The sequence below is a fragment of the Streptomyces sp. UC4497 genome (assembly GCF_054871485.1).
Map to the genome: position 1 here is coordinate 96,662 of NZ_JBTYHB010000011.1, position 26,819 is coordinate 123,480.

Below are 26,819 nucleotides of genomic sequence, written 5' to 3' on the forward strand. Positions count from 1 at the left end.
GGCAGGACGCGGAGCAGGGAGCGGCACGTGAGCGAGAGCAGCGCACCGGCCACGGCGGCCGTCGTCGAAGCGGCGGAAGCGGCCGCATCGGGGAACTGGCGGCGGGCCGGCCTCGCGGGCGCCGCCATAGGTGTGGTCGCGGCCGGGGCCGCCGCGGGCGTCGCCATCGAGCGGCTGACCGTGGGGCGCGGGATGCGCAGGAAGGCGCGGCTCGCCCTCGACGCGTCGGGGCCCTACGGAGCACTGCGCGGCGTGCCGGGGAAGGCGTACGCGGAGGACGGCACGGAGCTGTACTACGAGGTCGACGAGGCTGACCCGGAGGCCGGTGGTACGACGCCGCGCAGACGCCGCCTGTTCGGCCGCAAGACCCCGGCGCCCGTCACCGTCGTCTTCAGCCACGGCTACTGCCTGGGCCAGGACTCCTGGCACTTCCAGCGCGCGGCCCTGCGCGGCGTCGTCCGCTGCGTGTACTGGGACCAGCGCAGCCACGGGCGTTCGGGGCGCGGCGCCGAGCAGGTCGAGGACGGGGTGCCCGTCTCCATCGACCGGCTCGGCAGCGACCTGCAGGCGGTCATCGAGGCGGCCGCGCCCGAGGGGCCGCTCGTCCTCGTCGGCCACTCCATGGGCGGCATGACCGTGATGGCGCTCGCCGACCGGTGTCCCGAGCTGATCCGCGACCGGGTCGTCGGCGTCGCCCTCATCGGTACGTCGTCGGGGAAGCTCGGCGAGGTGAACTACGGGCTTCCGGTGGCCGGGGTGAACGCGGTGCGGCGGGTGCTGCCCGGCGTGCTGAAGGCGCTCGGGCAGCGGGCCGAACTCGTGGAGAAGGGGCGCCGGGCGACGGCCGACCTGTTCGCCGGGGTCATCAAGCGGTACTCGTTCGCCTCGCGGGACGTCGACCCCGCCATCGCCCGGTTCGCCGAGCGGATGATCGAGGGGACGCCGATCGACGTGGTCGCCGAGTTCTACCCGGCGTTCGAGGAGCACGACAAGGCGGACGCCCTGGCGTACTTCGCCGGCCTGCCCGCGCTCGTCCTCGCGGGGGAGCACGACCTGGTCACGCCGAGCGACCACAGCGAGGCGATCGCGGCGCTGCTGCCGGACGCCGAGTACGTGCTGGTACCGGACGCCGGGCACCTCGTGATGCTGGAGCACCCCGAGGTCGTGACGGACCGGCTCGCGGACCTTTTGGTGCGTGCGGGAGCGGTGCCGACAGCCGCTACCGTGGGGATTTATGGAGACACCGGCAACACCGCACAGCCCGGCGGCTGAGCCCGCCACCCCCGTCAGCACGGTCAGCGTCACCGTCAACTCCCCGGACGAGATGCGGGAGTTGGGGCTCGCTCTGGCCAAACAGCTGCGCCCCGGCGACCTCGTCATGCTCACCGGCGAGCTGGGCGCGGGCAAGACGACGCTGACGCGCGGGCTCGGCGCGGGCATGGGCGTGCGCGGCGCGGTGACCTCGCCGACCTTCGTGATCGCCCGGGTGCATCCGCCGCTGGGCGACGGGCCTGCCCTGGTGCACGTGGACGCGTACCGGCTCGGGGGCGGGCTCGACGAGATGGAGGACCTCGACCTCGACGTGTCCCTGCCGGACTCCGTGGTGGTCGTGGAGTGGGGCGACGGCAAGGTCGAGGAGCTGTCCGACGACCGGCTGCACGTGATCATCGACCGGGCCACCGGTGACACCACGGACGAGGTCCGGGTCGTGACGTTCAACGGGATCGGGGAGCGGTGGGCCGAGGCGGACCTGGGGTCGCTCGCGGGCTGAGCCGTGGGCTGACGGGGCGCGGGTTCCGGGGCGTACGTATCCCGACAGGGCGTCGGCAAATTCTTGCGCGGCGTGGCTTCGGCGTGTTCACATGGAGACCGGTGTTGGTTAGGTCTACCTAACTACGTCCCCTCGACCGTGGCCGGGAGGCATCCATGTCGACTTCGGAACGTGAAGGCGCGCGCGCAGTGTCGATGCGGGATCTTTTGGCGTCGTGTGCGGCGGCGCGGGCGGTGTCCACGCCGCCGGCTCCGCGCGGACGCCCGGTCCAGCCGCGCAGCGAGCCGCAGCGCGGCGAGTGGCGCCCGTCGGCGCACCCGTGAGGGAAGCGGCAACCGTTACTTGACGACGACGACCTTTGCGCCGATCGTCGCGAACTGCCACATGGCGTCGGCGTCCTCGCGGGACTCGCGGATGCCGCCGGTCTGCTTGCCGGGGTCGGGGGCGGCCGTCGAACCGTTGACGGCGGCGCTGAAGCCGATCGCCACGCCGTTCGTGGAGGCGAAGCGGACCACGTGCTCGATCGGGACGCCGTCGGTGCCGGTGACGGAGCCGGAGCGCGAGGTCACCGAGTAGGAGCCGGGCGCCGGGTCCACCGTGCCGGGCGTCACCCGGAACGTCGACTTCGTCTTGTTGCCCGCGCCGACCAGCCACACCCGGTCCCCGCCGAGCGCGTACACGACACGCTCGCCCGAGCCGGAGCCCGCGGGCAGGGCCTTCGGGTCGGTCTTCTTCTTGGGTGTCTTCGACGCCGAGGCGGAGGGCGAGGAGCCCCCCTTCTTCTCGGCGAGGTCGCTGGGCGCGCTCGCCGACGCCTGGTAGGCGAGGAAGCCGACCACGACGAGTGATCCCGCCGTGAGCGCGGTCACGAATCCGGTGCTGCTCCGTGCCACCAGGTGCCTGCCTCTCAAGTACGAACCTCAGGGTGACGGTAGCAGTCGAGGCCCGGCGGCCCGGCCTTGCGGGAAGTCCGGACGTGTCCGCCTTCCGGTGGTCGTAGGCTGTTCGCGTGCTGTTGCTCGCTCTGGATACCGCCACCCCCGCCGTCACCGTCGCCCTGCACGACGGGACCTCCGTCGTAGCCGAGTCGAGTCAGGTGGACGCTCGTAGACACGGGGAGCTGTTGCTGCCCGCCGTCGACCGGGTGCTCACCGAGGCCGGCCTGCGGCTCGACGCCGTCACCGGGATCGTCGTGGGCGTCGGCCCCGGCCCGTACACCGGCCTGCGTGTCGGCCTGATGACCGCCGACACGTTCGGGCTCGCGCTCGGTGTGCCCGTGCACGGCGTCTGCACGCTGGACGGGCTCGCGTACGAGGCGCGGGACGTCGAGGGGCCCTTCGTCGTCGCCACCGACGCGCGGCGCAAGGAGGTGTACTGGGCGCGCTACGAGGATGCGCGGACCCGCGTCACCGAGGCCGCCGTCGACCGGCCGGCCGACATCGCCTCCCTGGTGGAGGGCCTGCCCGCAGTCGGCGCCGGCGCGCGGCTCTACCCGGACACCTTCCCGGACGCGCGCGGGCCCGAGAACGTGTCGGCCGCCGCGCTCGCCGCCCTCGCCGCCGAGAAGCTGGCCGCAGGCGAGGAACTGCTCGAACCGCGCCCCCTCTACCTGCGCCGCCCCGACGCGCAGGTCCCCAAGAACTACAAGGTGGTCACCCCCAAGTGACAGCCGTGGACGTATCGCTGCGCGAGATGCGCTGGTGGGACATCGATCCCGTGCTCGCCCTGGAGAAGGACCTCTTCCCGGACGACGCCTGGTCGCGCGGCATGTTCTGGTCCGAGCTCGCGCACGCCCGCGGCGTCGGTTCCACGCGGCGCTACGTGGTCGCGTACGAGGGCGAGAAGCTGGTCGGGTACGGGGGCGTCGCCGCCTCCGGGGACCTCGCCGACATCCAGACCATCGCCGCGGCCCGCGACCACTGGGGCACCGGGCTCGGCGCCCGGCTGCTCACCGAACTGCTGCGGCACGCCACCGCCTTCGAGGTCGACCAGGTGATGCTCGAGGTGCGCGTCGACAACACGCGGGCGCAGAAGCTGTACGAGCGCTTCGGCTTCGAGCCGATCGGCTTCCGGCGCGGCTACTACCAGCCCGGCAACATCGACGCCCTCGTGATGCGCCTGACCACGACCACCGCGAACGACGCGGCGAACGACACCGCGAACGACCCTGTGAACGAAGAGAAGACCCATGGCTGACGAACCGCTCGTCCTCGGCATCGAGACCTCCTGCGACGAGACCGGCGTCGGCATCGTCCGCGGCACCACCCTGCTCGCCGACGCCGTCGCCTCCAGCGTCGACGAACACGCCCGCTTCGGCGGCGTCGTCCCCGAGGTCGCGTCCCGCGCGCACCTGGAGGCGATGGTCCCCACGATCCAGCGCGCCCTGAAGGACGCGGGCGTCACGGCGAAGGACCTCGACGGCATCTCCGTCACCGCGGGGCCCGGCCTCGCGGGCGCGCTGCTGGTCGGGGTGTCGGCGGCCAAGGCGTACGCGTACGCGCTCGACAAGCCGCTCTACGGCGTCAATCACCTCGCCTCGCACATCTGCGTGGACCAGCTGGAGCACGGCACGCTGCCCGAGCCGACGATGGCGCTGCTGGTGTCGGGCGGCCACTCGTCGCTGCTCCTGTCGACCGACATCACGTCCGACGTGCGGCCGCTCGGCGCGACCATCGACGACGCCGCCGGCGAGGCCTTCGACAAGATCGCGCGGGTGCTGAACCTCGGTTTCCCGGGCGGGCCCGTCATCGACCGGTACGCGAAGGAGGGCGACCCGAACGCGATCGCCTTCCCGCGCGGGCTCACCGGGCCGCGCGACCCCGCGTACGACTTCTCCTTCTCCGGCCTGAAGACCGCCGTGGCCCGCTGGATCGAGGCCAAGCGGGCGGCGGGGGAGGACGTGCCGGTGCGCGACGTGTCGGCGTCCTTCCAGGAGGCCGTCGTGGACGTGCTGACGCGGAAGGCCGTGAAGGCCTGCAAGGACCAGGGCGTCGACCACCTCATGATCGGCGGTGGCGTCGCGGCCAACTCGCGCCTCCGTGCCCTCGCCGAGGAGCGCTGCGAGCGGGCCGGGATCCGGCTGCGTGTGCCGCGGCCCAAGCTGTGCACGGACAACGGCGCGATGGTCGCGGCGCTCGGCGCGGAGATGGTGGCCCGCAACCGGACGCCGTCCTCGTGGGACCTGTCCGCGGACTCCTCGCTCCCGGTGACGGAGCCGCACGTCCCCGGCCATCACCATCACGACCACGTGCACGAGGTCAGCAAGGAGAACCTCTACTCATGACCGTCGCGCTGATGTGGGAGGCCCGCGCCGTCGAGGGGCGTGGCGAGGAGCTGCTGAGCTGGGCGAAGGGGCAGGTCCTCGAACCGGCTCCGGAGCGCCGCGAGACGTTCCGGGCGCCGCGGGACCGGGTGCTCGTCATTACGTGGTGGGATGCGGAGTACGACGCTCCGCTGCCCGAACTGCCGGAGCCGGACGGCGAGTTGGTGACGCGTGCGGTCCACCGCTGGCGGTTCGAGGCCGCCTAGCGCTCCGCGGTGAAGGTCAACAGGTAGCGCCAGAAGAGGAGTTGGCGCACCTCGCTGCCGGGGAGCAGGCGTGCGGCCTCCCGGCGGATCTCCGGGAGCCGCATTTCGGGTTGCCGCACGGGTGGTTGCGGCGGGGGAGTGCGGACGCCGCGGGCGCGCTCGCCCGCGTACACGGCGAGGCGCGCGACGGCATTTGTGTCGCCCCGCCGTAGCAGCCGAGCACGAGCAGCGTGCCGCCGGGCGCGAGCGCCTTGCGGAATCGGGTCAGCGTCTCGAACGGCATGTGGTGCAGGCTCGCCAGGCAACTGATCACGTCGTAGTGGGCGGGCGGGAGTTCGGCCTGCGCGGCGTCGGCGACGCGGTAGCGCGGTCCGCCGCCGGCGGCCTCCGCCACGGCCAGCGTCGCCGGATCCGGGTCGAGCGCGTCGACCCGGTACCCGTGCGCCACGAGCCGCCGCGCGAAGCGGCCGGCGCCGCAGCCGACGTCGAGCGCGGTGTGGCCTTGCGGGGGCAACTGGCGGAGCAGCAGCCGGTGGTAGTGGTCATTGTGATCGAACGGCACGTCGGACCTCCGGCGGATCGGGACGACGGGGTCGGCGCCTCCCGTCCTGATTACGCGGCACCGGGGTGCCGCCTTGCCCACCCTGCCGCCCCAGGCGGCAGATTGCCCAAGGCGGCGTCGGCCGACCGTGACGGGTGGGAGCCGTGGTTGCGGCGGATTGCCCAAGGCGGTGGCGGTCGACCGTGGCGGGTGGGAGCCGTGGCTGGCGTTATCCAAGACGCCGGCGACGTCGACCGCAATGGGCGGGGGCCGTGGCCGGCGGAGGTTGCCCGAGGCGGGTGCGGTCGACCGTGGCGGGTGGGGAGCCGTGGTTGGCGACGGATTGCCCAAGGCGTGGTGCGGCACCCCGTCGGGCCGACGCCCCCGGAGGGGGCGGGCGGGTGGGAGATGGGCGGGAACCGGGCCGATTGCCCGCGGGTGGGCATTTCAAGCCCCTGCGGCGATTGAGCAGCGGGGTCCGGGGCGGAGCCCCGAGGCCATAACGCCGGTTCGGCAAATTCAGCCCCGCCGGCGCTTGAGGCGCGGGGTCCGGGGCGGAGCCCCGGGGCCGTGACGCCGGGGCGGCGGAAACAGCACCGCGGGCGCAGCCCCGACACCTCAACCCACCGGGGCACCGACCAGCATCGTGGGCGCACCCCCCACCCGCGTAAGAAACACCGTCACCGCCCGCCTCCCGAAGGGCTTCGGCATCGCCTTGCGCCGCAACTCCTCCGGCTCCACCGCCGACCCCCGCTTCTTCACCGTCAGCACCCCCACCTCCCGCTCCCGCAGCAACACCTTCAACTTCTTCACGTTGAACGGAAGTTGGTCCGTGATCTCGTACGCGGCGGCGTAGGACGTGGCGTGCAGCTCGTCGGACGTCACGTACGCGATCGTCTCGTCGACGAGTCCGCCGCCGACCTCCTCGGCCACCTCGGCCACCAGGTGCGCCCGGATGACCGCGCCATCGGGCTCGTACAAGTACCGCCCGACGGAACGTACTTCGGGATCGGGCAGCCCCCGGCTCACCAGCGCCCGCGGCCCCGGAAGCAGCGTCGCCCGCATCCGCCCGGGAGCGGTCCCGAACCAAAGCACCGCCTCCTTCACGTCACCCCCGTCCGAGATCCACTCGGCGTCGGCCTCCGCGGGGATCGCCTCGTGCGGGATACCGGGAGCGATCTTCAGCGCGGCCCGCGGCGCCTTCAGAGCCGCGGACACGGCCCAGGACAGCGGCGGGGAGTAGGCCTCGGGGTCGAAGATCCGGCCCCGTCCGCCCCGCCGCGCGGGGTCCACGAACACGGCGTCGTACGCGGCCGTGTCCACCTCGGTGACGTCCGCCTCGCGCACCTCGATGAGCCTCGCGAGCCCGAGCGCCTCGGCATTCGCCCGCGCCACCGCGCACGTCAGCGGGTCCCGGTCGACGGCGAGGACCCGGATCCCCGCGCGGGCGAGCGCGATCGCGTCGCCGCCGATGCCGCAGCACAGGTCGGCCACGGAGCGCACGCCGAGCTTCTCGAAGGCCCCGGCCCGGTACGCCGCCACGCTCGTCCGCGTCGCCTGCTCGACCCCGTTCGGCGTGAAGAACATCCGGGCCGCGTCCTCGGCCCCGAACTTCGCCATCGCCCGCTGCCGCAGCCGCGCCTGGGCGAGCGCGGCCGAGACGAGCTCGGCGGGGTGCTCACGGCGCAGCTTCGTGGCGAGGGCGAGCTCCTGGGCCGGATCGTGGTCGCGGAGTTCGTCGAGCAGGGCCTGGCCCTCGGGGCTCAGGAGGGCGGAGAAGGCGGCGGGCGAAAGGGAGGAGCTCACCCGGCCCATTGTGGGCCAGGCGGGCGACGGAGCGCGCCAGGCGGAGGTGTCGGCTCCGGAACGGGCCCGTGAGCTGTAAGGATCCGGCGCCATGCAACTAGTACGACAAAAGGAAAAATCCGCCTCAAAGGGGCCCCGGAAGAGACGCGGGGAGAGACCCGGCACGACGACCGGCACCCGCCTCCTCGCCGGCCTGCTCGCCGTGTCCGCCCTCGCCACCGGATGCGCGGCCGGCGCCCCGGAGCGGACCCCCGTGAAACCGGCCCCCGGCCAACAGGGCCTCCAGGCCCCTCCCGCCCGCGCCCTCGACTCGTACGCGACGAAGCTGCGCGCCCAGCGGGCCGCGCTCGTCGCGGCGACCAAGCGCTGGGGCCTCGCCGACGTGCCGCTCACCGCCCCGCGCCCACCGGCGAAGAAGCCGGTCATCGAGGCGCGGCCGGGCTTCGAGGTCGACGGTCAGAAGAAACTCGGCCTGCCGCCCGTCTTCACGACGATCCCGACCAAGGAGAAGGTCGTCTTCCTCACCATCGACGACGGCGCCGAGAAGGACCCGCGGTTCCTGAAGATGATGAGCGAGCTGCGGATCCCGTACACGGCGTTCCTGACCGACGCCGAAGTCCGGCCGAAGTACGGCTACTTCAAAAAGATGCAGGCCCGCGGCGTCACCCTCAACAACCACACGCTCCACCACCCGTTCCTGCCCGGCCTCTCGTACGCGCGGCAGAAGCACGAGATCTGCGGCATGCAGGACGTCATCGAGAAGAAGTACGGCAAGCGGCCCACGCTCTTCCGCCCGCCGTTCGGCGACTACAACCGGAACACCCTGCGCGCCGCCAAGGCCTGCGGCATCGAGTACGCCCCGATCTGGAACGCCGAGGCGTTCGTGGACCGCATGGACTACCGCGAGTGGGACCGCAGTATCCATCCGGGCGACATCCTGCTCACGCACTTCAGGGGCCGCAAGGACTGGAAGGGCACGATGCCCGACATGATCCGGAACCTCATGAAGTACCTCACCGACCGGGGGTACGCGGTGGCGCGCCTGGAGGACTACCTGTGACATCGCGCGGGTCGTGGGTGCGGCTGCTCGGTTGTGCCCTGGCCGCCGCCCTGCTCGCCGGGTGCGCGCAGGAAGCCGCGCCGCCCCCGCGACCGGCGGCGGGCGCTGAGGCGGCGGTCCCACCGGTCGTCTCCCGCGTCCCCACCCGCGACAAGGTGGTCTTCCTCGCGTACGAGGACGGGGCCGGGCGGGACCCCCGCTTCGTCGACCTGGTCCGCGACCGGCGCCTCCCGGTCTCGCTGTTCCTCGCAGGCGCGGGCGCGGGCGGGGGCCGCCTCGGCGAACTGAGCGCCCTGGGCGCCCGGGTGCAGAACCGCACCCTCACCCACGCCGTCCTGCCGGGCCTCGGCCACGTGGAGCAGCACGCCGAGATCTGCGGCCAGCGCGACCGCGTCGAGGCCCGCTTCGGGGCGGCGCCCCGGCTGTTCCATCCGCCCCGGGGCGCGTACGACGCGAACACGCTCCAGGCGGCGGCCGAGTGCGGCGTCGACGCGATCGTCCTGTGGCGCGAGCCGGCGGGGCGGCTGCGCCCCGGCGACATCCTCGGGGCCCGTGCGGGGGCGACCGCGGATCTCCTGCGTCGCATCAAGGCCGAGGGATACGAGGTCGCGGCCCTGGAGGACTACCTGTGAGCCGCCGGTCCACCGGTCGGCGACGGCGCCGATTAGCAGTCCGCTTGACCGAGTGCTAATCGCAGTCATAGTCTCGGCCCTGGCACTCACCACTGGAGAGTGCCAACAGCGACGGGCAGGTCCGGCACCCGCGACGACGGATCCACCTGGTCGCCACCCCAGACTGTTAACCCCGTGAGATCTCCGAAGGGGGAGACCGGATCGTGACGACCTCCAGCTCCAAGGTTGCCATCAAGCCGCTCGAGGACCGCATTGTGGTCCAGCCGCTCGACGCCGAGCAGACCACGGCCTCTGGCCTGGTCATTCCGGACACCGCGAAGGAGAAGCCCCAGGAGGGCGCCGTCCTCGCCGTGGGTCCCGGCCGCTTCGAGAACGGCGAGCGCCTTCCGCTCGACGTCCAGGTCGGCGACGTCGTGCTGTACAGCAAGTACGGCGGCACCGAGGTGAAGTACAACGGCGACGAGTACCTCGTCCTCTCGGCTCGCGACGTGCTCGCGATCGTCGAGAAGTAATTCACCCAAGCTTTCCCAGCTTCCCAGAAGCAGAATGCTTTGAACCGCGCCCCTGGCCCCCGCTGATATTGCCGGGTGCGAGGGGCGCGGTTCGCTTTTTCGAGAGGACTGACTCAGCTCCATGGCGAAGATCCTGAAGTTCGACGAGGACGCCCGTCGCGCCCTCGAGCGCGGCGTCAACAAGCTTGCCGACACGGTCAAGGTGACGATCGGCCCCAAGGGCCGCAACGTCGTCATCGACAAGAAGTTCGGTGCCCCGACCATCACCAACGACGGCGTCACCATCGCCCGTGAGGTCGAGGTCGAGGACCCGTACGAGAACCTCGGCGCGCAGCTGGTGAAGGAGGTGGCGACCAAGACCAACGACATCGCGGGTGACGGTACGACCACCGCCACCGTGCTCGCCCAGGCCCTGGTCAAGGAAGGCCTGCGCAACGTTGCCGCCGGTGCCTCCCCGGCCGCCCTGAAGAAGGGCATCGACGCCGCGGTGAAGGCCGTGTCCGAGGACCTCCTCGCGACCGCCCGCCCGATCGACGAGAAGTCCGACATCGCCGCCGTCGCCGGTCTGTCCGCCCAGGACAACCAGGTCGGCGAGCTCATCGCCGAGGCGATGGACAAGGTCGGCAAGGACGGTGTCATCACCGTCGAGGAGTCCAACACCTTCGGCCTGGAGCTCGACTTCACCGAGGGCATGGCCTTCGACAAGGGCTACCTGTCCCCGTACTTCGTCACCGACCAGGAGCGTATGGAGGCCGTCCTCGACGACCCGTACATCCTGATCCACCAGGGCAAGATCGGCTCGATCCAGGACATGCTCCCGCTCCTGGAGAAGGTCATCCAGAACGGTGGCTCCAAGCCGCTCCTGATCATCGCCGAGGACGTCGAGGGCGAGGCCCTGTCGACCCTGGTCGTGAACAAGATCCGCGGCACGTTCAACGCCGTCGCCGTGAAGGCCCCCGGCTTCGGTGACCGCCGCAAGGCGATGCTGCAGGACATGGCCACCCTCACCGGTGCCACCGTCATCGCCGAGGAGGTCGGCCTCAAGCTCGACCAGGCCGGTCTCGAGGTGCTCGGTTCCGCGCGCCGCGTGACCATCACCAAGGACGACACCACCATCGTCGACGGTGGCGGCAAGTCCGAGGACGTGCAGGGTCGCGTCGCGCAGATCAAGGCCGAGATCGAGAACACGGACTCGGACTGGGACCGCGAGAAGCTGCAGGAGCGCCTGGCCAAGCTGGCCGGCGGCGTCTGCGTCATCCGCGTCGGTGCCGCGACCGAGGTCGAGCTCAAGGAGAAGAAGCACCGTCTGGAGGACGCCATCTCCGCGACCCGCGCCGCGGTCGAGGAGGGCATCGTCTCCGGTGGTGGCTCCGCTCTGGTGCACGCCTCCAAGGTCCTGGACGACTCCCTCGGCAAGGAGGGCGACGAGGCCACCGGTGTCGCCGTCGTCCGTCGCGCCGTCGTCGAGCCGCTCCGCTGGATCGGCGAGAACGCCGGTCAGGAGGGCTACGTGATCGTCTCCAAGGTCAAGGAGCTCGAGAAGGGCCACGGCTACAACGCCGCGACCGGCGAGTACGTGGACCTGGTCAAGGCCGGCGTCATCGACCCGGTCAAGGTCACGCGCTCCGCTCTGGAGAACGCCGCCTCCATCGCCTCCCTGCTCCTCACGACCGAGACCCTGGTCGTCGAGAAGCCGGCGGACGAGGAGCCGGAGGCCGGCGGCCACGGCCACGGTCACTCCCACTGACCCGCTCCGCCGAAGCAACCCGAGGCCCGGCCCCCCGTCGCGGGGAGCCGGGCCTCGGCGTTTGCTCTTCAAGCCCCGCCGGCGTTTGAGGCGCGGGGGCCGGGGCGGAGCCCCGTGGCGTAACTCCGTTACTGGGGGCCGTACTTGCGGCCCGTGCGGGACGTGATTCCGCCCAGGATGGCTCGTGGTGTCACCTTCACCACGCCCATGAGGGCCTTGTACCGCGGGTCCGGGATCGACAGCGACTTGCCGCGCGCGAGGTCCGCGAGCGCCGCCGCCACCAGCTTGTCCGCGTCGAGCCACATCCACTTCGGGATGTTGCCCGTGCCCATCCCGGCCCGCTCATGGAACTCCGTACGAACGAACCCGGGGCACAGCGCCATCAGCCGCACCCCACTGCCCGCGAGGTCCTTCGCCGCGCCCTGCGTGAACTGCACGACCCACGCCTTCGAGGCCCCGTACGTACCGCGCGGCACGAACGCCGCCACCGACGCCACGTTGACCACGCCACCGCGCCCGCGCTCCCGCATCGCCCCGGCCGCCGCCGACGTCAGCCGCAGCACCGCCTCGCAGTGCACCTTCAGCATCGTCAGCTCGTCGGCCATCGGCACTTCGAGGTAGTGCCCCTTGTTGCCGAACCCGGCGTTGTTGACCAGCAGGTCGACCGCGGCCTTACGGTCCGTCAGGCGCGCCTCGACCGCCGCGATCCCGTCCTCCGTGGCCAGGTCGGCGGTGAGCACCTCGGCCTCGATGCCGTGCCGGTCGTGCAGTTCGGTCGCCTGCTCGTGCAGCCGCTTGGTGTTGCGCGCGACGAGCACCAGGTTGTGCCCGTCGGAGGCGAGTTGCCGTGCGAACGCGGCGCCGATGCCCGCGGTGGATCCGGTGATCAGGGCGGTAGTCATGCGCCAAGGTTAATGAGCACGGAACGGTTCCTGATCACGGAACCGGGGTGGGCGCCTTCGTGAGGTGCGGCCCGCACCGGGGTGCCGCCTTGCCCACCCTGCCGCCCAAGGCGGCAGATTGCCCAAGGCGGCGGATGAGCAAATCCAGCCCCGCCGGCGTTTGAGGCGCGGGGGCCGGGGCGGAGCCCCGTGGCGTGGGGACGGCCGACCGCGACGAACCTACGACCCGTACTTCTCCACGTACTCCCGCGCGGAGCGAACCGCCTCCGGATGCAACGCGTCCCCCGCGGCCAGCAACCGCGGCAACAGCTCCCGCTCGGTCGTCACCGCACGGAACTGGAAGGCCACGCTCACCTCGTGGTCCGGCCGGTGCACGATCTCGATGGCGTCGCCCGCCCGGATCTCGCCCGGCTCGATCACCCGCAGATACGCCCCCGGCGCCCCTTCCTTGGTGAACCGCTTGACCCAGCCCCGCTCACCCAGATGCCCCTGGAAGGTCCGGCACGGAATCCGGCTCGACGTCACCTCCAGGACGAGGTCGGCCCCGACCCGCCAGCGCTCGCCGATCCTCGCGCCCGATACGTCGATCCCCTCCGTCGTGAGGTTCTCGCCGAACGTACCGCTGGGCAGCGAACGGTCGAGCTCCTTGCCCCACGCGTCCAGGTCCTCACGCGCGTACGCGTACACGGCCTGGTGGTCCCCGCCGTGGTGCCGCAGGTCGCACACCGCGTCCCCGGCGAGCCCGCTCGCGCCGGTCCCCTTGGGGCCCGGCGCCGACACCCGCACGGGGCCGGTGACCGGCCGCTTGTCGATGCCCGTGACCCCCTCGGGCTGGTCCGTGTACTCGGCGGACTCGGGCCGCCCCAGATTCAGCGACAGAAGCTTCATGCGCGGAACGCTACGGGACCGATACCCAAAGGCGCCACGCATTATCCGGCGCGATCCCCAAGAGTCGCTTATGCTTGAGGGGTGATCGAGGCCCGTCATCTCCGTGTCCTGCGCGCCGTCGCCGCCACCGGCTCCTTCTCCGCGGCGGCCCGCGAGCTGGGCTGCACCCAGCCTGCCGTGAGCCAGCAGATGAAGGCCCTGGAGTCCTCGGCCGGCACCCCGCTGCTGATCCGCACCGGCCGTGAGATGCGCCTTACGCAGGCCGGTGAGGCCCTCGTGCGGCACGCGTCGGGCATCCTCGCCGGGCTCACGGCCGCCGAGGAGGAGATCGCCGCGATCGCGGGCCTGCGGGCCGGCCGGGTCCGGCTCGTCTCGTTCCCGAGCGGCAGCTCGACCCTCGTACCGACCGCTCTCGCCGCCCTGCGCGCCGAGCACCCCGGCACGCGCGTGTCGCTGGTCGAGGCCGAGCCGCCCCGCTCGGTGGAGATGCTGCGCGAGGGCGACTGCGATGTCGCGCTCGCGTTTCGCTACGAAGGGGCGCACGCCGCGGAGGAGTGGGACGACCTCGTCGTACGCCCGCTGTTCGCGGACCGGCTCGTGGGCCTCGTCCCCGAGGGGCACGCGCTGGCCGGAGCCGGCTCGGTCACCATCGACGCGTTCGCGGACGAGCCGTGGATCGCGGGCTGCCCGCGCTGCCGCCGCCAGCTGGTCGAGGTGTGCAGGGGCGCCGGGTTCGCCCCGCGCATCGACTTCGCGACGGACGACTATCCGGCGGTGGTCGGGCTCGTGAGTGCCGGGCTCGGCGTGGCGGTGCTGCCCGAACTGGCCATCGAGTCCGTTCGCCCCAAGGGTGCACGCACAGTGACCGTCGAGCCCCCGGTGCGTCGCGAGATCGTCGCGCTCACCCTGCCCGATCTGGCCCAGGTGCCCGCGGTCGGCGCGACCCTCGACCACCTCGCGAAGGCCGCGACACGCTGAACGCGGAGGCGGGCGCGCCTGGACGCGCCTACCTCCGCTGGCCGTTCAGGTGGGTGCAGAAACGTTCCTTCAGGTGTGTGCGCCGCTTGTGGCGGCCTGTCCTCCACTCGGGGCCGACGCCGTGACGAGCCGATTGCGGGCCCGTCCCATGAGTTCTTCGCGCTCGTCCTCCGTGAGGCCGCCCCACACGCCGTACGGCTCGCGCACCTGTAGGGCGTGAGCAGCGCACTCCGCGCGCACCGGGCACCTCATGCAGACCTCCTTGGCCGAGTTCTCACGGGCGCTGCGTGCCGCCCCACGTTCGCCCTCCGGGTGGAAGAAGAGAGAGCTGTCCACCCCGCGGCAGGCCGCGAGGAGCTGCCAGTCCCACAGATCGGCGTTCGGTCCGGGAAGGCGGGAGAAATCTGCCATTGCTGTGTCCCCTTGTAGCCGTTCAGACGCGGATACGGTGCCCATGACCGTACATCTACTGTCTAAGGAGATGAAAATATGACTCATTGCGAATCTAGCTACAGACACCAGTAAAAGGAAGGAAAACCTTCCAAATGGGGCATAGCTTGTGATGAAACCTTGTGGGTCCGTCGCGCTGTCCGCACCGTGTTCGCGCCCTCACGTAGAGTGCCGAAGGAGGCCGTCCGACCCGTAACTCTTTCGAGTGACCGTCGTTGAGAGGTGCGGAGGCGGTTGAATGAACAAGCGCTCGGGCAGGTGTCCGAATGCCTTGTTGAGTGTCGACCGCACAGGTGACGATTCGTACACAGCCTGGAGGCTCAAGGTGACGCGCATCAGCTGCGGAGGACGGTCATGACATCCGTCCTCGTCTGCGACGACTCCCCGCTTGCCCGAGAGGCGCTGCGCCGCGCGGTCGCGACCGTGCCCGGCGTCGAGCGCGTGACGACCGCGGCCAACGGCGAGGAAGTCCTCCGCCGCTGGGGCGCCGACCGCTCGGACCTGATTCTGATGGACGTACGCATGCCCGGTCTGGGCGGCGTCGAGACAGTACGGCGGCTGCTCTCCGCCGATCCCGGTGCGCGCATCATCATGCTCACCGTGGCCGAGGATCTGGACGGCGTGGCCCTCGCGGTCGCCGCCGGCGCCCGCGGATATCTGCACAAGGACGCCTCGCGCGCCGAGCTGCGGGCCACGGTGACGCAGGCGCTCGCCGACCCGACCTGGCGGCTCGCCCCGCGCAGACTGCGCTCGGCCGAGATGGGGGCCGCCCCCACGCTCACCGCGCGGGAGATCCAGGTGCTCGAAGGCATGAGCCACGGACGGTCCAACGCCGAGATCGGGCGTGAGCTGTTCCTCTCCGAGGACACGGTCAAGACGCACGCGCGTCGCCTGTTCAAGAAGCTCGGCGCCTCGGACCGTGCGCACGCGGTGGCGCTCGGGTTCCGCTGGGGCCTGGTTCGCTGACGAGCCGCTGATCGGCACACCCCCGCGCCCTCCGGGGCGCGGTGGACCCGCCGTGAGGGACGCCGCTCCGGCCCGTCGCGCCGCGACTTTTCGACGCTTCGCGCGCGATGCCGCATCCTTGGGGGTGTGGAGTTCCTCGGGGACGAGTCGGGCGAGCAGGGTCAGCGAGAGGGGAGGGCGCAGGAAATGAGTTCCGGCGCACCTGCTCATAACGCTTCGGTGCACAACTACGGGCACGGTGTCACGGACCGGAAGGCCTCGGGGCACCATGGACCGATGCGTGACGACGAGGCAGCGGCTCCCCAGGGGGTCATCGGTACGCTCGTCGGCCGCGCCGTCGACGGAGACGAGCAGGCCACGCACGATCTGCTCGCACATGTCCATCCCCTCGCGATCCGCTACTGCCGCACGCGTCTTTCCCGACTCCCGGGTGACGCGCGGCACTTCGTGGAGGATCTCGCCCAGGAGGTCTGCGTCGCGGTGCTGCTCGCGCTGCCGCGCTACAAGGACACCGGGCGGCCCTTCGAGGCTTTCGTCTTCGCCATCGCCGCGCACAAGGTCGCCGACCTTCAGCGGGCGGCCATGCGCGGACCCGGATCCACGGCCGTGCCCTCCGACGAGATGCCCGAGCGGCCCGACGACTCCCTCGGTCCGGAGGAGCGGGCGCTGTTGAACAGCGACGCCGCGTGGGCCAAGAAGCTGCTCGCCAACCTTCCGCAGAACCAGCGGGAGCTGCTCCTGCTGCGTATCGCCGTCGGGCTCACCGCGGAGGAGACCGGGCAGATGTTGGGCATGTCACCCGGCGCCGTGCGCGTCGCGCAGCACCGGGCGCTGAGTCGGCTGCGGGCGCTCGCCGAGCAGTAGCACAGAGCCCCGGCGGCGCACGTGTGAACGTCCAAAGAACGCCGATGATCTTGATCGTGGAATGAGACACCCCTGCGGGCCGTTAGCATGGACATCCGCACCGATCAAGGCCATTTGGGGAAGGTGTCATGACTGCAAACGTCGACGGAGTGCCCGAGAAATTCGCGACACTCGGGCTGACCTACGACGACGTGCTGCTGCTGCCGGGCTCGTCGGACATGGCGCCCGACCAGATCGACACCGCCTCGCACGTCTCGAAGAACGTGCGGGTGAACATCCCGCTGCTGTCCGCCGCGATGGACAAGGTCACCGAGTCCCGCATGGCGATCGCCATGGCGCGGCAGGGTGGCGTCGGCGTGCTGCACCGCAACCTGTCGATCGCCGACCAGGCGAACCAGGTGGACCTCGTGAAGCGCTCCGAGTCCGGCATGGTCACCGACCCGATCACGGTGCACCCGGACGCGACGCTCGCCGAGGCCGACGCGATCTGCGCCAAGTTCCGCATCTCCGGTGTGCCGGTGACCGACGGCGGCGGCAAGCTGCTCGGCATCGTCACCAACCGCGACATCGCCTTCGAGAACGACCGCAGCCGTCAGGTCCGCGAGGTCATGACGCCGATGCCGCTCGTCACGGGCAAGGTCGGCATCTCCGGCGTCGACGCCATGGAGCTGCTGCGCCGCCACAAGATCGAGAAGCTTCCGCTGGTCGACGACGCGGGCATCCTCAAGGGCCTCATCACGGTCAAGGACTTCAAGAAGGCCGAGCAGTACCCGAACGCCGCGAAGGACTCCGAGGGCCGGCTGCTCGTCGGTGCCGCGGTCGGCGTCGCCGGTGACGCCTACGAGCGCGCGCAGGCGCTGATCGAGGCGGGCGCCGACTTCATCGTCGTCGACACCGCGCACGGGCACTCGCGGCTCGTCGGTGACATGGTCGCCAAGATCAAGTCCAACTCCGCCGGCGTCGACGTCATCGGCGGCAACATCGCGACCCGTGAGGGCGCCAAGGCGCTCATCGACTCCGGTGTGGACGGCATCAAGGTCGGTGTCGGCCCGGGCTCCATCTGCACCACGCGCGTGGTCGCCGGTATCGGTGTCCCGCAGGTCACGGCGATCTACGAGGCGTCGCTCGCCGCCAAGGAGGCCGGTGTCCCGGTCATCGGCGACGGTGGCCTCCAGTACTCCGGTGACATCGCCAAGGCGCTCGTCGCCGGCGCCGACACCGTGATGCTCGGTTCGCTGCTCGCGGGCTGCGAGGAGTCGCCGGGTGAGCTGATGTTCATCAACGGCAAGCAGTTCAAGTCGTACCGCGGCATGGGCTCGCTGGGCGCCATGCAGACGCGCGGCGAGCAGAAGTCCTTCTCCAAGGACCGGTACTTCCAGGAGGGCGTCGCCTCCGACGAGAAGCTCGTGCCCGAGGGCATCGAGGGCCAGGTGCCCTACCGCGGCCCGCTGTCGGCGGTCGTGCACCAGCTCACCGGCGGTCTGCGCCAGTCGATGTTCTACGTCGGCGGGCGCACGGTTCCGGAGCTGCAGAGCAACGGCAAGTTCGTCCGGATCACCTCGGCGGGCCTCAAGGAGAGCCACCCGCACGACATCCAGATGACGGTCGAGGCGCCGAACTACAGCCGCAACGGCAAGTAACAGCAGGTCAGACCGTGTGGGGCGGATCCGGGATCACCGGGACCGCCCCACACGCGTGTGTCAGGGATACTGGACAGGCAAGGCCCAAGTGGGACCCAGATGTGAAAGGCGCCCCCCAACGTGACTGAGATCGAGATCGGGCGCGGCAAGCGCGGCCGCCGCGCGTACGCCTTCGACGACATCGCCGTCGTTCCGAGCCGGCGCACCCGCGACCCGAAGGAGGTCTCGATCGCTTGGCAGATCGATGCCTACCGCTTCGAGCTGCCGTTCCTGGCCGCGCCCATGGACTCCGTCGTCTCGCCGCAGACGGCCATCCGCATCGGTGAGCTGGGCGGACTCGGGGTGCTGAACCTCGAGGGCCTGTGGACCCGTTACGAGGACCCGCAGCCGCTGCTCGACGAGATCGTCGACCTGGACGCCGAGACCGCGACGCGCCGTCTCCAGGAGATCTACTCGGCCCCCATCCAGGCCGACCTGATCAAGCAGCGCATCAAGGAGGTGCGCGACTCCGGTGTCGTCACCGCCGCCGCGCTCTCCCCGCAGCGCACCGCCGAGTTCTCCAAGGCGGTCGTGGACGCGGGCGTCGACCTCTTCGTGATCCGCGGGACCACGGTCTCCGCCGAGCACGTCTCCGGTGCCGCCGAGCCGCTGAACCTGAAGCAGTTCATCTACGAGCTGGATGTTCCGGTCATCGTGGGTGGCTGCGCCACGTACACCGCCGCGCTGCACCTCATGCGGACCGGCGCCGCGGGTGTGCTCGTCGGCTTCGGTGGCGGCGCCGCGCACACCACGCGGAACGTGCTGGGCATTCAGGTGCCCATGGCCACCGCTGTGGCCGATGTCGCCGCCGCGCGCCGTGACTACATGGACGAGTCCGGTGGCCGGTACGTGCACGTCATCGCCGACGGTGGCGTGGGCTGGTCCGGCGACCTGCCCAAGGCGATCGCCTGTGGCGCCGACTCCGTGATGATGGGGTCGCCGCTGGCCCGCGCCACGGACGCGCCGGGCCGTGGTCACCACTGGGGCATGGAGGCCGTCCACGAGGACGTGCCGCGTGGCAAGAAGGTCGACCTCGGCACGGTCGGTACGACCGAGGAGGTCCTGACCGGGCCCTCGCACACGCCCGACGGGTCGATGAACTTCTTCGGCGCGCTGAAGCGGGCCATGGCGACGACCGGCTACAGCGAGCTCAAGGAGTTCCAGCGGGTCGAGGTCACGGTCGCGGACGCCACGCACAAGCGGTAGCGCTGACGCTGAGTCGTAGCGGGAAACGGGTGGGCCCCATCGGGAAGGTGGGGCCCACCCGTTTTTTGCGCCCACGCGGCGGAGCCGCATATCGACGCAGCCCCGCGCCCCTTAAGCGGATGCGCGCTTTGCGGCGCCGAAGGAGGCGACTGCGGCGAGGGCGAAGAAGAGGAAGGTCATGGGGTCCGAGTCCGTCTTCCAGGCCTCGTGGACCCAGTTGAAGTGCTGGAAGAGCAGTTCGGGCACGGAGAAGGGCAGCACCTTCGAGCCGATGATGGACTCGCCGAGCAGCTGGCCCAGGTAGACGCCCAGCAGCGACAGGATCGGGCTGACGATCAGGACCACCGGGTTGTTGCCGCCGACCTTGCCCGCCGCGAATCCGACCACGACGCCGACGGCCACGGCCGCGTAACCGATCTCGTGCTCGGTCGCGCCGACGATGCCGCCGTAGACGCCGGCGATGACCAGCATCGCCACGAAGCCGGCGAGGATGCCGAGCCCGAGGTTGCCGCGTGCGGGGGCGGGCGGCGGCACTGGCTGGAAACCGCCCTTCATGCCCGGCATGCCCTGCTGCTGGGGGAACGGGGCGTACGGCTGCTGCTGCGGCGGAGGTCCGGCCGGGGGCTGCTGCGGGTAGCCGTACTGGGGCTGCTGTGGCTGCTGGGCGTACGGGTTGCCGTCGGGTATGTGAGGCGGCTGGGTCATGCGGTCCCCCTGGGGTGTGAGCCCTGGCGCGGATGTGCGCAGAGTGGCCGCAATGTAGCAGTCAGAGGCGGTGTGCGGCCCCCGCCGGAGTCGCTCCCCTTGTGTCCAGGAGGAGTTGGGCCTTTACGGACAGGCCCTGGAGGTCGTACGTGCGGTGCTGTTGCAGCAGGATCGTCAGGTCGGCGTCGGCCGCGGCCTCGTAGAGGGAGTCGGCGCGCGGGACCGGGCGGTCCAGGACGTTCCAGGACGGGACGTACGGGTCGTGGTAGCTGACCGCGGCGCCGAGTTGCATGAGGCGGGTGGCGATCTCCTCGGCGGGGGCGGCCTGTTGGTCGGCGAGGTCGGGCTTGTAGGTGACGCCGAGGAGGAGGACGCGGGCGCCGCGGGCCGACTTGCCGTGTTCGTTGAGGAGGGTGGCCGCGCGCTGGACCACGTACGACGGCATGTGGTGGTTGACCTGGCGGGCCAGTTCGACCATGCGCAGGGGGCGGGTGGGCAGGTGCGGGCCCGAGAGGTCCTGGGCGAGGGCGTGGCCGCCGACGCCGGGGCCGGGGCGGAAGGCCTGGAAGCCGAAGGGCTTCGTCTCCGCGCAGCGGATGACGTCCCACAGGTCCACGCCCAACTCGTGGCAGAGCACCGCCATTTCGTTGACCAGGGCGATGTTGACGTGCCGGTAGTTGGTCTCCAGGAGGTGCACGGTCTCCGCTTCCCGTGGACCACGCGCGCGTACGACCTTGTCGGTCAGCCGGCCGTAGAAGGTGGCCGCCGACTCGGTGCAGGCGGGGGTGTGGCCGCCGATCACCTTGGGGGTCGACGTGTAGGGGTGCAGGCGGTTGCCGGGGTCGACGCGGCCGGGGGCGTGGGCGAGGTGGAAGTCGCGTCCCGCGCGCAGGCCCGAGCCCTCTTCCAGGACGGGGAGGAGGAGCGTCTGCGTGGTGCCGGGCGGCACGGGCGACTCGATGATCACCGTGGTGTGCGGGCGGAGCCGGGCGGCGAGGGTGCGGGTCGCCTCGACGACCGGGGTGAGCATCGGCGCCCCGTCGGGGCCCTGCGGGGTCGGGGCGCAGATCACGGCGGTGCGGACGCGGGCGAGTTCGGCGGGGTTGGCCGTGGGGCGGAAGCCCGCGGCGAGCATGCGGCGGAGGTCGGCGGCGGTCAGGGCCGCCGCGTCGCCGCCGCCGGGCAGCCGGCCCGCCGCGAGGTCCCTGGCACGGGCCGGATCGTGGCCGATCGTCGCGATCCCGGCCGCCACGGCGGCCTGTGCGAGGGGCAGGCCGAGGTGGCCGAGGCCGATGACGGCGAGGTCTGCGGGCATGGCGGTTGCCGTCCTTTCCCGAGGAGCGGACCGGTCATTAGCCGGAGCGGGACGAGGGCGCAAGCCCTGTGGACAGGATGAGCGAGCGCAATGTCAGACTAGGAGTAAATATGACCGATATGCGGCATTGCGTGGAGATGGATTTGCGAGTGTTGCGCCGCGAGTCTCCGCAGGTTGTCCACAGGTGCGCGTTCGAGGTTGTCCACAGCTGCGCGTTCGCTGGTGGCCCGAACCGGGCAGTGGGTGAAGAATCGGGGCATGTAGGAAGCGCGCGGCGTGTGCTTCGAGGTGCGTGAGGCCGGGCACACCACACGCGTGAGCCACGCCGACGACAGCGGGAGGCAGCAGTGAAGGCAGCGACACTGGGACCCGAGCAGCGTGCACAGGCCCTGGCGGACATGGCCGAGCGTGAGCTGGACATTCTCGTGGTGGGCGCCGGGGTGGTCGGCGCGGGCACGGCGCTCGACGCGGTGACCCGCGGACTGTCCACAGGGATCGTCGAGGCGCGGGACTGGGCCTCCGGCACGTCGAGTCGGTCCAGCAAGCTGATCCATGGCGGGCTCAGGTATCTGGAGATGCTGGACTTCGCGCTCGTACGAGAGGCGTTGAAGGAGCGGGGGCTGCTTCTTGAGCGGCTGGCCCCCCATCTCGTGAAGCCGGTGCCCTTCCTGTATCCGTTGCAGCACAAGGCGTGGGAGCGGGTGTACGCCGGGTCGGGCGTCGCGCTGTACGACGCGATGTCGATGGCGCGCGGGCACGGGCGCGGCCTCCCGATGCACCGGCATCTGTCGCGCAAGCACGCGCTGCGGGTCGCCCCCTGCCTGAAGAAGGACGCGCTGGTCGGCGCGTTGCAGTACTACGACGCGCAGATGGACGACGCCCGGTATGTGGCGACCCTGGTGCGGACCGCCGCCATGTACGGCGCCAAGGCCGCCAACCGCGCGCGGGTCACCGGGTTCCTGCGGGAGGGTGAGCGGGTCGTCGGCGCGCGGGTGGAGGACGTCGAGGGCGGCGGCGAGTACGAGATCCGCGCCAAGCAGGTCGTGAACGCGACGGGCGTGTGGACCGACGACACGCAGGCCATGGTCGGCGAGCGCGGACAGTTCCACGTGCGTGCTTCCAAGGGGATTCATCTTGTTGTCCCGAAGGACCGGATCAATTCGACGACCGGGTTGATCCTGCGTACCGAGAAGAGCGTGCTGTTCGTCATTCCGTGGGGGCGGCACTGGATCGTGGGGACCACGGATACCGATTGGGATCTCGACAAGGCGCATCCGGCGGCGTCGAGCGCTGACATCGACTATCTGCTGGAGCACGTCAATTCCGTTCTCGGTGTCCCGCTTTCGCGTGATGACGTGCAGGGCGTCTACGCGGGTCTGCGGCCGCTGCTCGCCGGGGAGTCCGACGCCACCAGCAAGCTGTCGCGCGAGCACACGGTGGCGCATCCCGCGCCGGGTCTGGTCGTCGTGGCGGGCGGCAAATACACGACGTACCGGGTCATGGCCAAGGACGCCGTCGACGAGGCCGTGCACGGGCTCGACCAGCGGGTCGCCGAGTGCGTGACCGAGGAGGTGCCGCTGGTGGGCGCCGAGGGGTACCGGGCGCTGTGGAACGCGCGGGCGCGGATCGCCGCGCGCACGGGGCTGCATGTGGTGCGGGTCGAGCATCTGCTGAACCGGTACGGGGCGCTTGCCGAGGAGGTGCTCGAACTGGTCGCTGCCGATCCGGCGTTGGGTGCGCCGCTCACCGGGGCCGACGACTATCTGCGGGCCGAGGTCGTGTACGCGGCCTCGCACGAAGGGGCGCGGCATCTCGACGACGTGCTGACGCGGCGGACGCGGATCTCCATCGAGACGTTCGACCGGGGGTCGCGGTGTGCGCGGGAGGCGGCGGGGCTGATGGCGCCTGTTCTGGGGTGGGACAAGGACCAGGTGGAGCGGGAGGTCGAGCATTACGAGAAGCGGGTGGAGGCGGAGCGGGAGTCGCAGCGGCAGCCGGATGACCTTACGGCGGATGCGGCGCGGCTTGGGGCGCCGGACATCGTTCCGCTCTGACGTCCTGTTGCGCGGAGCCGGGGTTGAGGTCGCGGGGCTCTGCCCCGGGCCCCGCGCCTCAAACGCCGGCGGGGCTGGAATTGCAGAACTCTGCCGTGAGTAGTCGGCGCTCCGGGGATCCACTGCCCGACAAAGTTGCCTTTGTCGTGCGGTAGGTGACGACGTGTGAGCCGCTGCGGGTTGCTGCCGCGCGGATGTAGGTGTGGGCTATGCGGCCGTTGTGGCCCCAGACCGTGGTGCCGCAGGGGAGTTTCTCCGGGTAGAGGCCCATGCCGTAACGGCCTTTCGTGGGGCGGGTGTTGAGCATCGTGTGCAGGGCCCCGGGTGGGAGGAGGCGGCCCTCCAGGAGGGCGGCGTAGAAGCGGTTCAGGTCGGGGAGTGTGGAGATCAGCTCGCCGGAGGCGCCGGCCGTGCGCGGGTCGAGGCGGACCGCGTCGGGGCCGTGCGGGCTCGGGATCGTGGTGCGGGCGCCGGGGAACATGGTGCCGGTGAGGCGGAGCGGGTCGATGATGCGGCGGCGGGCCTCCGTGGCGTAGGAGCGGCCCGTGACCTGACGGATGATCATGCCCAGGAGTACGTAATTGGTGTTGGAGTACGACCAGGTGCCGCGCTGAGTCGTGCGGGGCTCGGAGAGGGAGAGTCGCGCCACCGCCGTCGGGGTCAGCGGGGTGCGGCCGTGGGTGGTCGCCGTGAAGTCGTAGAGGCCGCTGGTCTGGGTGAGCAGCGAGCGGACCGTGAGCGTACGGGTGCCCGTGAGAGAGGGGAGGTAGGTGGTGACGCGTGCGGAGAGTTTCAGACGGTGTTCCGCGGCAAGTTGGAGGACGACTGTCGCAATGAAAGTCTTGGTGATGCTGCCCGCGCGCACATGATCGGAGCGGGTGAGGGTGGGGCTGGTGGTGGTGAAGTGGCCGGTGGAACCGGCGGTTGCGAGGAGCGCGGCCGACGGGGCCTTGCCTCGCGTCACGAGCAGCGGAAGAGTGTCGTCCGCAGGTGCCGTCGGACCGGGCGCGCTGCCCTGGGCCAGGCACAGCAGGGCCACGGTCAGCGGTATGGCCAGGAGTGTCCGGAGTGCGGGCAACGACGGTCCCTTTCGGCGGCGCGGGCCATCATTGTGGGACGTTCCTGTGCGTGTCGGGTGGGGGTGACCCGGCGCGCGGAGTGGTGGTCCAGTGATGGGACAATGAAGGCTCTGTCAGGGCGGGTTGCTAGAGGGGACGCATGTCGGAGGCGGAGCGGGCGGGCGAGGCCCGTGAAGACAAGGGCACTCGCCAGGATTCATCCGGTCGGGACACTCAGGGGGCTTCCGTGAAGGACCCGGAGGGCCGGCTGCTCGCCGGCCGGTACCGGCTCGGCGACGTGCTCGGCCGTGGCGGCATGGGCACCGTGTGGCGGGCCAAGGACGAGACGCTCGGGCGCACGGTGGCGGTGAAGGAGCTGCGCTTCCCGAACGCCATCGACGACGACGAGAAGCGCCGCCTGATCACGCGTACCTTGCGCGAGGCGAAGGCGATCGCACGGATCCGCAACAACGGCGCGGTGACCGTCTACGACGTGGTCGACGAGGACGACAGGCCGTGGATCGTCATGGAGTTGGTCGAGGGCATGTCCCTCGCCGAGGCCATCCGTGAGGACGGGCTGCTTGAACCCCGGCGGGCCGCCGAGGTCGGACTCGCCGTGCTCGACGTGCTGCGCTCCGCGCACCGCGAGGGCATCCTGCACCGCGACGTGAAGCCCTCCAACGTGCTGATCTCCGAGGACGGTCGGGTCGTCCTCACGGACTTCGGCATCGCGCAGGTCGAGGGTGACCCCTCGATCACCTCCACCGGCATGCTCGTCGGCGCCCCCTCGTACATCTCGCCGGAGCGCGCCCGCGGTCACAAGCCGGGTCCCGCCGCCGACATGTGGTCGCTCGGCGGTCTGCTGTACGCGGCCGTGGAGGGCGTTCCCCCGTACGACAAGGGGTCGGCGATCGCCACGCTGACCGCCGTGATGACCGAACCGGTGGACCCGCCGAAGAACGCCGGGCCGCTGGAGCCCGTGATCTACGGGCTGCTCGAGAAGGACCCCGACCACCGGCTCGACGACGCGGCGGCGCGGTCGATGCTCAACGACGTCATCCACGCCCCGGAGCCGAAGCCGGCCCCCGAGCCGGAGCCGGTCGAGGCCACGAAGGTCGTGCCGCTCCCGCCCGCGCCCGCGCCGAAGAAGCGCAAGGAGCCCAAGGGCCCTTCGGCGGCCAAGGCGGCTGCCGCCGCGGCCGCGGCAGGTGTCGCCGCGAAGAGCGGAGAGGCCGCGGAGAAGATGCGCGGCGCCCTGACCAACGTACGCAAGGCGGCCGCCGCCGCGACGGCTCCGAAGGAGAAGACGGAACCCGCGGCGACCGCGCCCGCGGGTCCTGCCCCGGGCGGCGCACGCCCCGGCGGCGCGGCCGTCCTCGCGGACGCGCTGCGGGGCCGCTCCCTCGTCATCGTCGCGCTCGTCGTCGCGCTCGTCGTGCTCGCCGGCATCCTGGCCCTCACCCTGAACGGCGGCGACGACGCCGACGCCAAGGGCGGCGACAAGGGTGCGTCGTCCGGTGCCACGGCCGGCTCGGACGACAAGAACGCCGGCAGCGGCGACAAGGACGCCGACAAGGACCAGGACAAGGGCTCCGGCGACGACAAGAAGCCTTCCGGGAGCCCGTCGGCGAGTGACTCCGGGTCTCCCGACCAGAGCGCGAGCGCCTCGCCGAGCGGTGACGACGCCGCAGGCAAGTCGGGCACGGCCGCCAAGGAGACGTACAAGCACTCCCAGGGCTTCTCGATCGGCCTGCCCAAGGGGTGGAAGTACGTCAAGACGGAGGCGGCGGGGGCCCGCTTCACGGGTCCCAACGGGCAGCGGCTGCTTGTCGGCTGGACCAACAGCCCCAAGTCCGACCCGGTCGCGGACTGGCGCAATCAGGAGCGGAGCATGGTCCGCCCCCAGTACAACCGGGTGCGCATAGCTTCGGTGGACTACCGGGACTGGAAGACGGCCGACTGGGAATTCACCTACGTCGACGGCGGCACGAAGTGGCACTCGATAGACCGGGGGACCGTCGTGAACGGCTCGCTGGGATACGGGCTCATGTACACCGCCAAGGACTCCGCCTGGGGTGGCGAGCAGCGCAAGACGACCTGGAAGACATTCACACAGACGTTCAAGCCCAAGTCCTGAACCAGCGGGGCGCCCGGCAC

Annotated in this window: 26 protein-coding genes; 17 read left to right on the plus strand and 9 right to left on the minus strand. The window is 71.1% G+C overall.

What is annotated here, in order from left to right:
- The first annotated feature begins 27 nt into the window (after positions 1–27).
- Together ACYSUO_RS17660 and tsaE are read left to right on the plus strand one after the other, a co-directional pair.
- On the plus strand, positions 28–1,272 hold the full coding sequence (locus ACYSUO_RS17660) for an alpha/beta fold hydrolase (RefSeq protein ID WP_461777077.1): 1,245 nt from the start codon (positions 28–30) through the stop codon (positions 1,270–1,272).
- Entirely contained in the window at positions 1,235–1,771 is a 537-nt protein-coding gene (tsaE, locus tag ACYSUO_RS17665; RefSeq protein WP_461777078.1) for a tRNA (adenosine(37)-N6)-threonylcarbamoyltransferase complex ATPase subunit type 1 TsaE, read from the plus strand. The genes ACYSUO_RS17660 and tsaE overlap by 38 nt, the downstream gene beginning before the upstream one ends.
- 338 nt (positions 1,772–2,109) lie before the next feature.
- Here tsaE and ACYSUO_RS17670 read toward each other — a convergent pair whose 3' ends face one another.
- On the minus strand, positions 2,110–2,664 hold the full coding sequence (locus ACYSUO_RS17670; protein ID WP_461777079.1) for a hypothetical protein: 555 nt from the start codon (positions 2,662–2,664) through the stop codon (positions 2,110–2,112).
- A 116-nt stretch (positions 2,665–2,780) separates the two neighbouring features.
- Here ACYSUO_RS17670 and tsaB point away from each other — a divergent pair, with 116 nt between their 5' ends.
- The 4 genes from tsaB to ACYSUO_RS17690 are packed head-to-tail and all read left to right on the plus strand — an operon-like array spanning position 2,781 to position 5,299.
- Positions 2,781–3,437 (plus strand): tRNA (adenosine(37)-N6)-threonylcarbamoyltransferase complex dimerization subunit type 1 TsaB, encoded by a 657-nt coding sequence (tsaB, locus tag ACYSUO_RS17675; protein WP_461777080.1) that lies wholly within the window; start codon positions 2,781–2,783, stop codon positions 3,435–3,437.
- A gap of 26 nt (positions 3,438–3,463) precedes the next feature.
- The gene (gene rimI, locus ACYSUO_RS17680; protein WP_461777191.1) at positions 3,464–3,967 is read left to right on the plus strand and encodes a ribosomal protein S18-alanine N-acetyltransferase; all 504 of its coding nucleotides are present in this window, start codon (positions 3,464–3,466) and stop codon (positions 3,965–3,967) included.
- Positions 3,960–5,054, plus strand: a complete 1,095-nt coding sequence (gene tsaD / locus ACYSUO_RS17685) for a tRNA (adenosine(37)-N6)-threonylcarbamoyltransferase complex transferase subunit TsaD (RefSeq protein WP_461777081.1) — start codon at positions 3,960–3,962, stop codon at positions 5,052–5,054. The genes rimI and tsaD overlap by 8 nt, the downstream gene beginning before the upstream one ends.
- Positions 5,051–5,299 (plus strand): hypothetical protein, encoded by a 249-nt coding sequence (locus ACYSUO_RS17690; RefSeq protein WP_461777082.1) that lies wholly within the window; start codon positions 5,051–5,053, stop codon positions 5,297–5,299. Before tsaD ends, ACYSUO_RS17690 begins: the two co-directional genes overlap by 4 nt.
- A 16-nt stretch (positions 5,300–5,315) precedes the next feature.
- Here ACYSUO_RS17690 and ACYSUO_RS17695 read toward each other — a convergent pair whose 3' ends face one another.
- Positions 5,316–5,861 (minus strand): class I SAM-dependent methyltransferase, encoded by a 546-nt coding sequence (locus ACYSUO_RS17695; protein WP_461777083.1) that lies wholly within the window; start codon positions 5,859–5,861, stop codon positions 5,316–5,318.
- Positions 5,862–6,458: 597 nt separating this feature from the next.
- Entirely contained in the window at positions 6,459–7,655 is a 1,197-nt protein-coding gene (locus tag ACYSUO_RS17700; protein ID WP_461777192.1) for a THUMP-like domain-containing protein, read from the minus strand.
- Positions 7,656–7,737: 82 nt separating this feature from the next.
- On the opposite strand from ACYSUO_RS17700, the gene ACYSUO_RS17705 reads away from it, so the two are divergent.
- The 4 genes from ACYSUO_RS17705 (at position 7,738) to groL (ending at position 11,597) form a co-directional block, all read left to right on the plus strand.
- Complete coding sequence (locus ACYSUO_RS17705; RefSeq protein WP_461777084.1) at positions 7,738–8,706, plus strand: polysaccharide deacetylase family protein; 969 nt, start codon at positions 7,738–7,740, stop codon at positions 8,704–8,706.
- Positions 8,703–9,338 (plus strand): polysaccharide deacetylase family protein, encoded by a 636-nt coding sequence (locus ACYSUO_RS17710; RefSeq protein WP_461777085.1) that lies wholly within the window; start codon positions 8,703–8,705, stop codon positions 9,336–9,338. Before ACYSUO_RS17705 ends, ACYSUO_RS17710 begins: the two co-directional genes overlap by 4 nt.
- Before the next feature lie 203 nt (positions 9,339–9,541).
- The gene (gene groES / locus ACYSUO_RS17715; RefSeq protein WP_426901846.1) at positions 9,542–9,850 is read left to right on the plus strand and encodes a co-chaperone GroES; all 309 of its coding nucleotides are present in this window, start codon (positions 9,542–9,544) and stop codon (positions 9,848–9,850) included.
- 121 nt (positions 9,851–9,971) lie between these two features.
- A complete protein-coding gene (gene groL, locus ACYSUO_RS17720) occupies positions 9,972–11,597 on the plus strand; it encodes a chaperonin GroEL (RefSeq protein WP_267069506.1) in 1,626 nt (541 codons plus the stop codon).
- Positions 11,598–11,725: 128 nt separating this feature from the next.
- On the opposite strand, the gene ACYSUO_RS17725 is transcribed toward groL, so the two are convergent.
- Complete coding sequence (locus ACYSUO_RS17725) at positions 11,726–12,499, minus strand: SDR family NAD(P)-dependent oxidoreductase (protein WP_461777086.1); 774 nt, start codon at positions 12,497–12,499, stop codon at positions 11,726–11,728.
- Between the two features lie 219 nt (positions 12,500–12,718).
- Positions 12,719–13,387: an MOSC domain-containing protein gene (locus tag ACYSUO_RS17730; protein ID WP_461777087.1), complete on the minus strand. Its 669-nt coding sequence runs from the start codon at positions 13,385–13,387 to the stop codon at positions 12,719–12,721.
- Positions 13,388–13,468: 81 nt separating this feature from the next.
- Here ACYSUO_RS17730 and ACYSUO_RS17735 point away from each other — a divergent pair, with 81 nt between their 5' ends.
- Positions 13,469–14,365 carry a LysR family transcriptional regulator gene (locus tag ACYSUO_RS17735; RefSeq protein WP_461777088.1) on the plus strand — a complete coding sequence of 299 codons (897 nt, stop codon included), beginning with the start codon at positions 13,469–13,471 and terminating at the stop codon, positions 14,363–14,365.
- A 69-nt stretch (positions 14,366–14,434) separates the two neighbouring features.
- Here the strand turns inward: ACYSUO_RS17735 and ACYSUO_RS17740 are convergent, their stop codons facing one another.
- Positions 14,435–14,776: a WhiB family transcriptional regulator gene (locus ACYSUO_RS17740; RefSeq protein WP_461777089.1), complete on the minus strand. Its 342-nt coding sequence runs from the start codon at positions 14,774–14,776 to the stop codon at positions 14,435–14,437.
- A gap of 393 nt (positions 14,777–15,169) precedes the next feature.
- Between ACYSUO_RS17740 and ACYSUO_RS17745 the strand changes: the two genes are divergently transcribed.
- The 4 genes from ACYSUO_RS17745 to ACYSUO_RS17760 all read left to right on the plus strand — a co-directional run bounded on the left by ACYSUO_RS17745 (position 15,170) and on the right by ACYSUO_RS17760 (position 19,530).
- Entirely contained in the window at positions 15,170–15,781 is a 612-nt protein-coding gene (locus ACYSUO_RS17745) for a response regulator transcription factor (RefSeq protein WP_003948568.1), read from the plus strand.
- A gap of 276 nt (positions 15,782–16,057) precedes the next feature.
- Complete coding sequence (locus ACYSUO_RS17750; RefSeq protein WP_356374782.1) at positions 16,058–16,645, plus strand: sigma-70 family RNA polymerase sigma factor; 588 nt, start codon at positions 16,058–16,060, stop codon at positions 16,643–16,645.
- A 128-nt stretch (positions 16,646–16,773) separates the two neighbouring features.
- On the plus strand, positions 16,774–18,285 hold the full coding sequence (guaB, locus tag ACYSUO_RS17755) for an IMP dehydrogenase (RefSeq protein WP_461777090.1): 1,512 nt from the start codon (positions 16,774–16,776) through the stop codon (positions 18,283–18,285).
- A gap of 120 nt (positions 18,286–18,405) precedes the next feature.
- Positions 18,406–19,530, plus strand: a complete 1,125-nt coding sequence (locus ACYSUO_RS17760; protein WP_327661972.1) for a GuaB3 family IMP dehydrogenase-related protein — start codon at positions 18,406–18,408, stop codon at positions 19,528–19,530.
- A 111-nt stretch (positions 19,531–19,641) separates the two neighbouring features.
- On the opposite strand, the gene ACYSUO_RS17765 is transcribed toward ACYSUO_RS17760, so the two are convergent.
- Both ACYSUO_RS17765 and ACYSUO_RS17770 read right to left on the minus strand, forming a co-directional pair.
- On the minus strand, positions 19,642–20,235 hold the full coding sequence (locus ACYSUO_RS17765) for a hypothetical protein (protein WP_461777091.1): 594 nt from the start codon (positions 20,233–20,235) through the stop codon (positions 19,642–19,644).
- Between the two features lie 61 nt (positions 20,236–20,296).
- Complete coding sequence (locus ACYSUO_RS17770) at positions 20,297–21,550, minus strand: nucleotide sugar dehydrogenase (protein WP_461777093.1); 1,254 nt, start codon at positions 21,548–21,550, stop codon at positions 20,297–20,299.
- Between the two features lie 347 nt (positions 21,551–21,897).
- Here ACYSUO_RS17770 and ACYSUO_RS17775 point away from each other — a divergent pair, with 347 nt between their 5' ends.
- A complete protein-coding gene (locus ACYSUO_RS17775) occupies positions 21,898–23,604 on the plus strand; it encodes a glycerol-3-phosphate dehydrogenase/oxidase (protein ID WP_461777094.1) in 1,707 nt (568 codons plus the stop codon).
- A 58-nt stretch (positions 23,605–23,662) separates the two neighbouring features.
- Here the strand turns inward: ACYSUO_RS17775 and ACYSUO_RS17780 are convergent, their stop codons facing one another.
- Positions 23,663–24,682, minus strand: coding sequence for a serine hydrolase domain-containing protein (locus ACYSUO_RS17780; RefSeq protein WP_461777095.1), 1,020 nt, complete (start codon positions 24,680–24,682; stop codon positions 23,663–23,665).
- A 140-nt stretch (positions 24,683–24,822) separates the two neighbouring features.
- On the opposite strand from ACYSUO_RS17780, the gene ACYSUO_RS17785 reads away from it, so the two are divergent.
- Positions 24,823–26,799 carry a serine/threonine-protein kinase gene (locus ACYSUO_RS17785; protein ID WP_461777096.1) on the plus strand — a complete coding sequence of 659 codons (1,977 nt, stop codon included), beginning with the start codon at positions 24,823–24,825 and terminating at the stop codon, positions 26,797–26,799.
- Positions 26,800–26,819: the final 20 nt, after the last annotated feature.

Bases quoted from the DNA above. Each gene is read 5' to 3' on its own strand.
- ACYSUO_RS17785 (WP_461777096.1), top strand. From the start codon at position 24,823: ATGTCGGAGGCGGAGCGGGCGGGCGAGGCCCGTGAAGACAAGGGCACT.
- ACYSUO_RS17690 (WP_461777082.1), top strand. From the start codon at position 5,051: ATGACCGTCGCGCTGATGTGGGAGGCCCGCGCCGTCGAGGGGCGTGGC.
- ACYSUO_RS17740 (WP_461777089.1), bottom strand. From the start codon at position 14,776: ATGGCAGATTTCTCCCGCCTTCCCGGACCGAACGCCGATCTGTGGGAC.
- tsaD (WP_461777081.1), top strand. From the start codon at position 3,960: ATGGCTGACGAACCGCTCGTCCTCGGCATCGAGACCTCCTGCGACGAG.
- ACYSUO_RS17705 (WP_461777084.1), top strand. From the start codon at position 7,738: ATGCAACTAGTACGACAAAAGGAAAAATCCGCCTCAAAGGGGCCCCGG.
- guaB (WP_461777090.1), top strand. From the start codon at position 16,774: ATGACTGCAAACGTCGACGGAGTGCCCGAGAAATTCGCGACACTCGGG.
- groL (WP_267069506.1), top strand. From the start codon at position 9,972: ATGGCGAAGATCCTGAAGTTCGACGAGGACGCCCGTCGCGCCCTCGAG.
- ACYSUO_RS17725 (WP_461777086.1), bottom strand. From the start codon at position 12,499: ATGACTACCGCCCTGATCACCGGATCCACCGCGGGCATCGGCGCCGCG.
- ACYSUO_RS17745 (WP_003948568.1), top strand. From the start codon at position 15,170: ATGACATCCGTCCTCGTCTGCGACGACTCCCCGCTTGCCCGAGAGGCG.
- ACYSUO_RS17700 (WP_461777192.1), bottom strand. From the start codon at position 7,655: ATGGGCCGGGTGAGCTCCTCCCTTTCGCCCGCCGCCTTCTCCGCCCTC.
- ACYSUO_RS17765 (WP_461777091.1), bottom strand. From the start codon at position 20,235: ATGACCCAGCCGCCTCACATACCCGACGGCAACCCGTACGCCCAGCAG.
- ACYSUO_RS17730 (WP_461777087.1), bottom strand. From the start codon at position 13,387: ATGAAGCTTCTGTCGCTGAATCTGGGGCGGCCCGAGTCCGCCGAGTAC.
- ACYSUO_RS17770 (WP_461777093.1), bottom strand. From the start codon at position 21,550: ATGCCCGCAGACCTCGCCGTCATCGGCCTCGGCCACCTCGGCCTGCCC.
- tsaE (WP_461777078.1), top strand. From the start codon at position 1,235: ATGGAGACACCGGCAACACCGCACAGCCCGGCGGCTGAGCCCGCCACC.
- ACYSUO_RS17750 (WP_356374782.1), top strand. From the start codon at position 16,058: ATGCGTGACGACGAGGCAGCGGCTCCCCAGGGGGTCATCGGTACGCTC.
- rimI (WP_461777191.1), top strand. From the start codon at position 3,464: ATGCGCTGGTGGGACATCGATCCCGTGCTCGCCCTGGAGAAGGACCTC.